This window comes from Mesorhizobium sp. M0998 (genome assembly GCF_040318885.1).
Taxonomy (GTDB): domain Bacteria; phylum Pseudomonadota; class Alphaproteobacteria; order Rhizobiales; family Rhizobiaceae; genus Mesorhizobium.
Window position 1 is genome coordinate 20231 of record NZ_JAMYND010000056.1, and the last position, 7635, is coordinate 27865.

Consider the following 7635-nt stretch of genomic DNA (forward strand, 5'->3'; position numbering starts at 1 on the left):
GTGAGCAGCGCCGCCTTGATACCGGCTTCTGGTTCCTACCATCTTTCCAACGTCCGGCTTCACGCGTCGCTGACGCCGGGGCTTGCGGCTGCCTTTGACGCCGACGGATTTGCGCTCGCGGACATTGCCGTCGCCGATGGCAAGATCTCCGGGATTACGGCGCATCGATCCAACGCACCGGCGGACGCCACCGACCTCGGCGGCCGCATCGTGCTGCCGTGCTTTGTCGACTGCCACACCCATATCGACAAGGGCCATATCTGGCCCCGAAAGCCCAACCCGGACGGCACCTTCATGGGCGCTTTGAACGCCACCGGCGCCGACCGCGCGGCGCGCTGGAGCGCCGACGACGTTGCCCGCCGCATGGATTTTTCGCTGCGCTGCGCCTACGCGCACGGCACCAGGGCGCTGCGCACGCATCTCGACAGCGTCGCGCCGCAGGAAGAGATCTCCTGGCCGGTGTTCGAGACGATGCGGGAGAAATGGCGCGGCCGCATCGAGCTGCAGGCAGCCTGCCTGCTCGGCATCGAGGGCGTGCGCGACAGGAAATGGTTCGAGAGGCTGGCCAAACGGGTGGCTGCCGCCAAGGGTGTCCTCGGCGTCGTCACCTACATGGTGCCGGATCTCGAAGAATTGCTCGACCAGGTGTTTGCGCAGGCGATCAAGCATGGCCTCGACCTCGATTTCCATGCCGACGAGACCGACGATGTCTCGGCGATCTCGCTGAAGAAAATCGCCGAAGCCGCCCTTTGGAACGGTTTTGACGGGAACATCCTGGTCGGCCATTGCTGCTCGCTGGCGCGCCAGCCCGATCTCGACGTGCTCGACACCCTGGACAAGGTCGCCAAGGCGGGCCTGGCGGTGGTGTCGCTGCCGATGTGCAATCTCTATCTGCAGGACCGGCGAGGCGACAGGACAACGCCGCGCTGGCGCGGGGTGACGCTGCTGCACGAGATGAAGGCGCGCGGCATTGCCGTCGCCGTCGCCTCCGACAATACGCGCGACCCGTTCTACGCCTATGGCGATCTCGACATGCTGGAGGTCTACCGCATGGCGACGCGCATCCTGCATCTCGACCATCCCGTCGCCGACTGGCCGCAGGCGGTGACCGCGACGCCGGCCAAGGTAATGCGGCTCGATGGTTTCGGCACGCTTGCCGCCGGAGCGCCGGCCGATTTCGTCGTCTTCAAGGGGCGGAGCTGGACGGAATTGCTGTCACGGCCCGAATCGGATCGCATCGTCGTGCGCGACGGGCATGCGATCGAGCGCCAGCTGCCCGATTATGCCGAACTCGATGATCTGATGGTGGAATGATGGATATTGCGGCGCTCAAGCGCGACCTGGACGGTTTGAAGATCGACGACCATCCGGCGATCGTCCAGCAGAAGAGCCGCGACTTCTACTGGTACAGCCCGGTGCTGAAGCAGCAGCTCGAACACGTCACCGGTGACCTGATCGTGACGCCGAAAACCGAAGACGAGGTCGTCCGCATTCTCGCCGCCTGCCACCGGCATGGCGTCCCGGTGACGCCGCGCGGCAGCGGCACCGGGAACTACGGCCAAGCGATGCCCTTGTCCGGCGGCGTCGTGCTCAATCTCGCCGAGATGAACGCGGTCAAGACGATTGCCCCCGGCCGTGTCGTCACCGGCCCCGGCGCCGTGCTCGCCGACATCGACAGAGCGACGCGGGCGCATTCCGGCCAGGAGCTCCGCATGTCGCCGTCGACCTACAACACGGCATCGATCGGCGGCTTCGTCGCCGGCGGCTCCGGCGGTATCGGCTCGATCCGCTGGGGCGGACTGCGCGACCTCGGCAACGTCATCCGGCTGAGGACCGTGACGATGGAGGCACGGCCGCGGGTCATGGAGCTCACCGGCGAGGACGTGCTGAAGGTCATGCACGCCTACGGCACCAACGGCATCATCACCGAAGTCGAGATGCCGCTGACCGCCAGCTATGACTGGATCGACGTCATCGTCGGCTTCGACGATTTCATGGATGCGGCCGGCTTCGGCAACGACCTCGCCATCCAGGACGGCATACTGGCAAAACTGGTCACGCCGATCGCAGCACCCATCCCCTACGATTACTTCAAGCGCCACCAGCGGTTTTTCCGGCGCGGCCAAAGCATCGTCGTCCTGATGATCGCACCGCATGCGATGGATGCCTTCCTCGCCTTCACGGCGCGCAGCAAGGGCGAGATCGTCTTCCGCGCCGACAAGGAGGCCGATCTCAAGGGATTGCCGCCGGCCTATGAGCTGACCTGGAACCACACGACGCTGCGTGCCATCCGGGTCGATCCGACGATCACCTACCTGCAGACCCGCTACCCGTCGCCGGACCACCTCGGCCACGTCAAGGCGATGGTCGACCGCTTCGGCGACGAGGTGCCGGCGCATCTCGAATTCATCCGCTTCGACGGCGCAATCGGCATTGCAGGGCTGCCGCTGGTGCGCTTCACCACGGCGGAGCGGCTCGACGAGATCATCCGCATCCACGAGGACAATGGCTGCTGGATCTTCAACCCGCACCGCTACACGCTGGAAGAAGGCGGCATGAAGCGCACCGACGAGGTGCAGCTCGCCTTCAAGCGCGAAACCGACCCGCAAGGGCTGCTCAATCCGGGCAAGATGATCGCCTGGGAAAACCCGGACTATGATTATCGCTCGGGCAAGTCGTTCCTGTTCAAGGGGCTGGAGAAGGCGGGTTGAGACGATGACGGGCGTGTGGCGCTGTACCCCCCTCTGGCCTGCCCTCTTTGCCACCACTTGGCATCTCCCCCGCAAGGGGGGAGATTGGCAGTTCCATCGTCTCGACCATCTTCCAACGTCGTCGAGTGGCGAACGCGATACTGACAGCCGATCTCCCCACTTGAGGGGGAGATGCCCGGCAGGGCAGAGGGGGGTGCTTGGTGCCGACTTGCGAGATGTTCTCCTGTGAACATTCTCGTCCTCTATGCTCATCCTGTGGAGACCAGCTTCAATGCCGGCCTGCACCGGACCATCGTCGAGCGGCTGAAAGCGGCCGGCCATGTGGTCGACGATTGCGATCTCTATGCCGAGGGTTTCGATCCCAGGCTGACGCACGCCGAGCGGCTGTCCTATCACGACGCGCGCAGTGCCGGCGATCCGGCGGCGCCTTATGTCGAGCGCCTGTTGCGGGCCGAGGCGCTGGTGCTGTCGTTTCCGGTGTGGAACTTCGGCTATCCGGCCATTCTGAAAGGCTTTTTCGATCGCGTCTTCCTGCCCGGCGTGTCGTTCAAGCTGGTCGACGGCAAGGTGCAGCCGTCACTGCACAACATCCGCAAGGTGGTCGCGGTCACGACCTATGGCGGCAGCCGGTTCCGAGCCATGCTGATGGGTGACCCGCCGCGCAAGCTGGTCAAGCGGGTGCTGCGTGCGACGATCAAGCCCGGCGGGTCGGTTTCCTACCTTGCGCATTACTCGATGAACCTGTCGACCGAGGGCAGTCGGACGAGGTTCGTGGCGAAAGTCGCGGCCAGGATCGACGCGTTCTGAGGTGCGCTACATCCGCACCCGTTCCGCCTTCGGATCGTACATCGGCTTGAGCGAGGCCTCGGCGGCAAAGCGCTCGCCGGCGATCTCGATCTCGTAGGACGACGACAGGACATCCGCCTCGCTCTCGCCCTTGCAAGGCACGTAGCCAAGCCCGATTGCGCCGCCGAGATGATGACCGTAATTGCCCGAGGTGATCGGACCCACGATCTTGCCGTCGCGCAGGATCGCCTCATTGTGGAAGAGCAGCGGCTCGGTGTCGTTCAGGCGGAACTGCACCAGCCGGCGTGACAGGCCGGTTTCTTTCTTCTTCAGCACCGCATCGCGGCCGATGAAGTTGCCTTTGGCGGTCTTCACCGCGAAACCCAGCCCGGCCTCCAGCACATTGTCCTCGTCGGTGATGTCGTGGCCGAAATGCCTGAAAGCCTTTTCGATGCGGCAGGAATCCAGCGTGTGCAGGCCGCATAGCTTCAGGCCGACGTCGGCGCCGGCTTCTTCTATCGCCTCGAAGACGTGGGCGGCCTGGTCGGTCGAGACATAAAGCTCCCAGCCGAGCTCGCCGACATAGGTGACGCGGTGGGCGCGGGCCAGGCCCATGCCGATCTCGATCTCCTGAAAGGTGCCGAACGGATTGTTCCCGTTTGAGAAATCGTTGGGGCTGACCTTTTGGATCAGCTTCCTCGAATCCGGGCCCATCAGGCAAAGCACGGCTTCGGCAGCGGTCACATCGGTGATGACGACGAACTCGTCGGCAAGGTGTTTTCGCAGCCAGGCCAGGTCGCGCTGCAGCGTGGCGCCGGGCACGACGAGCAAGAAGGCTGTTTCGGACAGCCGCGAGACGGTGAGGTCGCTCTCTATGCCGCCGCGCTGGTTGAGCATCTGGGTGTAGACGATCTTGCCCGGCGCCACGTCGATGTCGTTGGCGCAGAGCCTTTGCAGGAAAGCGCAGGCGTCGCGGCCCTCGACGCGGATCTTGCCGAACGAGGTCATGTCGAACAGGCCGACGCCGTTTCGGACCGCCAGATGCTCCTCGCGCTGGTTGTCGAACCAGTTCTGCCGTTTCCAGGAATAGCGGTATTCGCGCTCCTGGCCCTCCCGCGCAAACCAGTTGGCGCGCTCCCAGCCGGCGACCTCGCCGAACACCGCGCCGCGCGCCTTCAGATGTTCGTGCAGCGGCGAGCGGCGGACGTTTCGCGAGGTTGCCATCTGCCGGTACGGAAAATGATCGGCATAGAGCAGGCCGAGCGTTTCGGAGACGCGCTCCTTGAGATAGCGGCGGTTCTTCTGGAACGGCTGGGCGCGGCGGATGTCGACCTCCCAGAGGTCGAAGGGCGCCTCGCCGTCATTGATCCATTGCGCCAGCGCCATGCCGGCGCCGCCGGAGGAGACGATGCCGATCGAATTGTAGCCGGTCGCCATCCAGTAGCCGGAAAGCTCCGGCGCCTCGCCGAGATAATAGCGGTCGTCGGGGGTAAAACTCTCGGGGCCGTTGAAGAAGGTGTGGATGCCGGCGGTGGCCAGCATCGGCATGCGGTTGACGCCCATTTCCAGGATCGGCTCGAAATGGTCCATGTCCTGCGGCAACTGGTCGAAGCAGAAATCCTCGCTTATGCCGTTCATGCCCCAGGGCTTGGCCACCGGCTCGAACGCGCCGAGCATCATTTTGCCGGCATCTTCCTTGTAGTAGGCGCACTCGTCCGGCACGCGCAGCACCGGCAAGCGGGAAAGCCCGGGGATCGGTTCCGTGACGAGATAGAAATGTTCGCAGGCGTGCAACGGGATGGTGACGCCGTTCTGGGCGCCAAGCTCGCGTGCCCACATGCCGGCGCAGTTGACGACGATATCGGCCTCGATCAGGCCTTGTTCGTCGCCCTGCGCCCAGGAAACGCCGGTGACGCGGCCGGCCCTGGTATGCACCTTGGTCACCTTGACGTTCTCGACGATCGTCGCACCGCGCTGGCGCGCGCCCTTGGCCAACGCCATGGCGATATTGGCCGGATCGCACTGGCCGTCGAGCGGCAGGTGCACGGCGCCGACCACATCTGACACATTGAGATGCGGGTACATCTGCTTGACTTCACTAGGCGAAATCTCGCGCACATCGACATCGAAGGCGCGGGCGAGAGACGCCTGCCGATAGATCTCGTGCTTGCGCTCCTCGGTAAGCGCCACCGTGATCGAGCCGACCTGGCGCATGCCGGTGCCGACATCGGTCTCGGCCTCCAGCTTGACGTAGAGGTCGGCCGAGTATTTCGCCAGCCGCGTCATGTTCTGCGAGCCGCGCAGCTGGCCGATCAGGCCGGCGGCGTGCCATGTCGTGCCCGACGTCAGCTGCTTGCGCTCGAGCAGCACGATATCGGTCCAGCCGAGCTTGGCCAGATGATAGGCGACCGAGCAGCCGGAGACGCCGCCGCCGATGATGACCGCCCGCGCTTTGGGAGGAATGGCCTTGGTCGGAATGGTTTTGGTGGGCGGGGAGTTCATGCGGCCTCGCGACCATAGCTGGAGGCGAAGCGGCGCAGGCGCGTGGCAGCCTCCATCAGCACCGGCTCAGGCTGGCAGAGGCTGAAGCGGATGTGGCCGGCTGCAGCCTCGCCGAAGCTCGAGCCGGGCATGACGCCGACCTTTTCCTGGTCGAGGAAGGCCCAGGCGAATTTTTCGTCGTCCGGCTCGATCGCCGATATGTCGAGCATGACGTACATGCCGCCTTCGGAGCCGCGCACGGTGATGTTGTTCATACCGCGCATGGCATCGAGGACGACGGTGCGCCTCGCGGCGTAGCGCTCGGCGATCTCCTTGACGCCGTAGCCATTTTCGAGCGCCTCGGCGCAGGCGAGGCTGATGAAGGCCGGCAGGCCGTAGGTCATCACCAGATTGAGGTCGGTCAGCAGCGAGACCATCGGTTCCGGCCCGGTCAGCCAGCCCATGCGCCAGCCGGTCATGCCGTGGCTCTTGGACATCGAATTGATGACCAGCGTGCGTTCGGCCATGCCGGGCAGCGAGCGTGGTGAGACGTGCTCGCCGCCGCCCAGCGTCCAGTAGACCTCGTCCGACAGCAGCCAGAGGTCATGTTCGCGGCAGATCTGCGCCAGCTCTTCCAGGCGCTCGCGCGAATAGACGGCGCCCGTGGGATTGTTCGGCGTGTTGATCAGGATGGCGCGGGTGTTCGGCCGGAGGGCGGCGCGGATGTCGGCGGCGCGCGGCTGAAAGCCATCCTCGGCGGGGGTCTCGACGACGCTGAACTCGGCGCCCGCCGCACTGAAGGTGTTGGGATAGGTGGCGTAATAGGGCGCGACGACGATGGCATGGTCGCCTTGGTCGAGAACCGCTTGAATGGCCGCGTAAAGCGCGGCCTGCCCGCCCGGCGTGGCGATGACCTGGTCGGGATTTGTCGCAACCCCGGTGCAACGCGTCGAGGCCGCCGCCATCGCCTTGCGCAGGCGCGGAACGCCGGCAAGCGGGGTGTAGTGGTGATTGCTGGCGCGAACCGCCGTCACGCAGGCTTCGATCGTCTCGCTCGGCGTGTCGAAATCATGGTCGCCGACCGACAGCATGATGATGTCCTCGCCGGCCTGCTTGCGCGCCCAGGCAGCGGAATGAACCTCCCAGCCATCCTTGCCCGAAGGCACGATGCCGGAAATGCGCGATGATGGCCTGGGCATTATGCTGCTCCCGAAATTTCATAACCGGCCTGTTCGAGCCGGTCGCGCAGCGCGGCGATGTGGGCCGGTCCGACTTCGCAGCAGCCGCCGACAATGCCGGCGCCGGCCTCGACCCAATCGACCGCCTGGCCGGCATAGGCATCCGGATCGAGGTCGTGGCGGGCGTGCAGCACTTCCACCGTACCGCCATGCTTGAGCGCCTCAATCGAGGTGAAGCCGTTGGCATAAGCGCCGACCGGACCGCCGAGAGCGATCAGTTCGGGCAGCGCTGCAGCGATCGCTTCGGGCCGGCAGCAATTGATCAGCCGGGCCGCGACGGGCAGGCCGGCAAGAGCGCCCGCCGCCGCCGCAATGGCTTCGCCGCTGCGCAGGCGCGGCGTGCCGTGGTCGGCAAGCGTCCGCGACTCCCCTACGGGCTTGCCCCTTTCCGCCCCCGCGGGCCCCGCGGCGCGCGCCTC

The 7635-nt window shown here is 65.4% G+C and carries 6 protein-coding genes; 3 read left to right on the top strand and 3 right to left on the bottom strand.

All coding sequences use genetic code 11. The features are described from left to right. Positions 1-15 precede the first annotated feature (15 nt). The 3 genes from NKH59_RS30330 to NKH59_RS30340 all read left to right on the top strand — a co-directional run bounded on the left by NKH59_RS30330 (position 16) and on the right by NKH59_RS30340 (position 3518). On the top strand, positions 16-1314 hold the full coding sequence (locus tag NKH59_RS30330) for a cytosine deaminase (RefSeq protein ID WP_352539761.1): 1299 nt from the start codon (positions 16-18) through the stop codon (positions 1312-1314). Next, positions 1311-2711 carry an FAD-binding oxidoreductase gene (locus tag NKH59_RS30335; RefSeq protein WP_502904268.1) on the top strand — a complete coding sequence of 467 codons (1401 nt, stop codon included), beginning with the start codon at positions 1311-1313 and terminating at the stop codon, positions 2709-2711. Before NKH59_RS30330 ends, NKH59_RS30335 begins: the two co-directional genes overlap by 4 nt. A gap of 225 nt (positions 2712-2936) precedes the next feature. Beyond that, positions 2937-3518, top strand: coding sequence for an NAD(P)H-dependent oxidoreductase (locus tag NKH59_RS30340; protein WP_352681637.1), 582 nt, complete (start codon positions 2937-2939; stop codon positions 3516-3518). 6 nt (positions 3519-3524) lie between these two features. Here the strand turns inward: NKH59_RS30340 and NKH59_RS30345 are convergent, their stop codons facing one another. The 3 genes from NKH59_RS30345 to NKH59_RS30355 all read right to left on the bottom strand — a co-directional run. Further along, on the bottom strand, positions 3525-5999 hold the full coding sequence (locus NKH59_RS30345) for a GcvT family protein (RefSeq protein WP_353023973.1): 2475 nt from the start codon (positions 5997-5999) through the stop codon (positions 3525-3527). Then, positions 5996-7177 (bottom strand): pyridoxal phosphate-dependent aminotransferase, encoded by a 1182-nt coding sequence (locus NKH59_RS30350; protein ID WP_352539644.1) that lies wholly within the window; start codon positions 7175-7177, stop codon positions 5996-5998. Before NKH59_RS30350 ends, NKH59_RS30345 begins: the two co-directional genes overlap by 4 nt. Continuing rightward, positions 7177-7635: homocysteine S-methyltransferase family protein (locus NKH59_RS30355; protein ID WP_353023975.1), on the bottom strand; the 459-nt coding region annotated here is incomplete at its 5' end. The genes NKH59_RS30350 and NKH59_RS30355, both read right to left, overlap by 1 nt.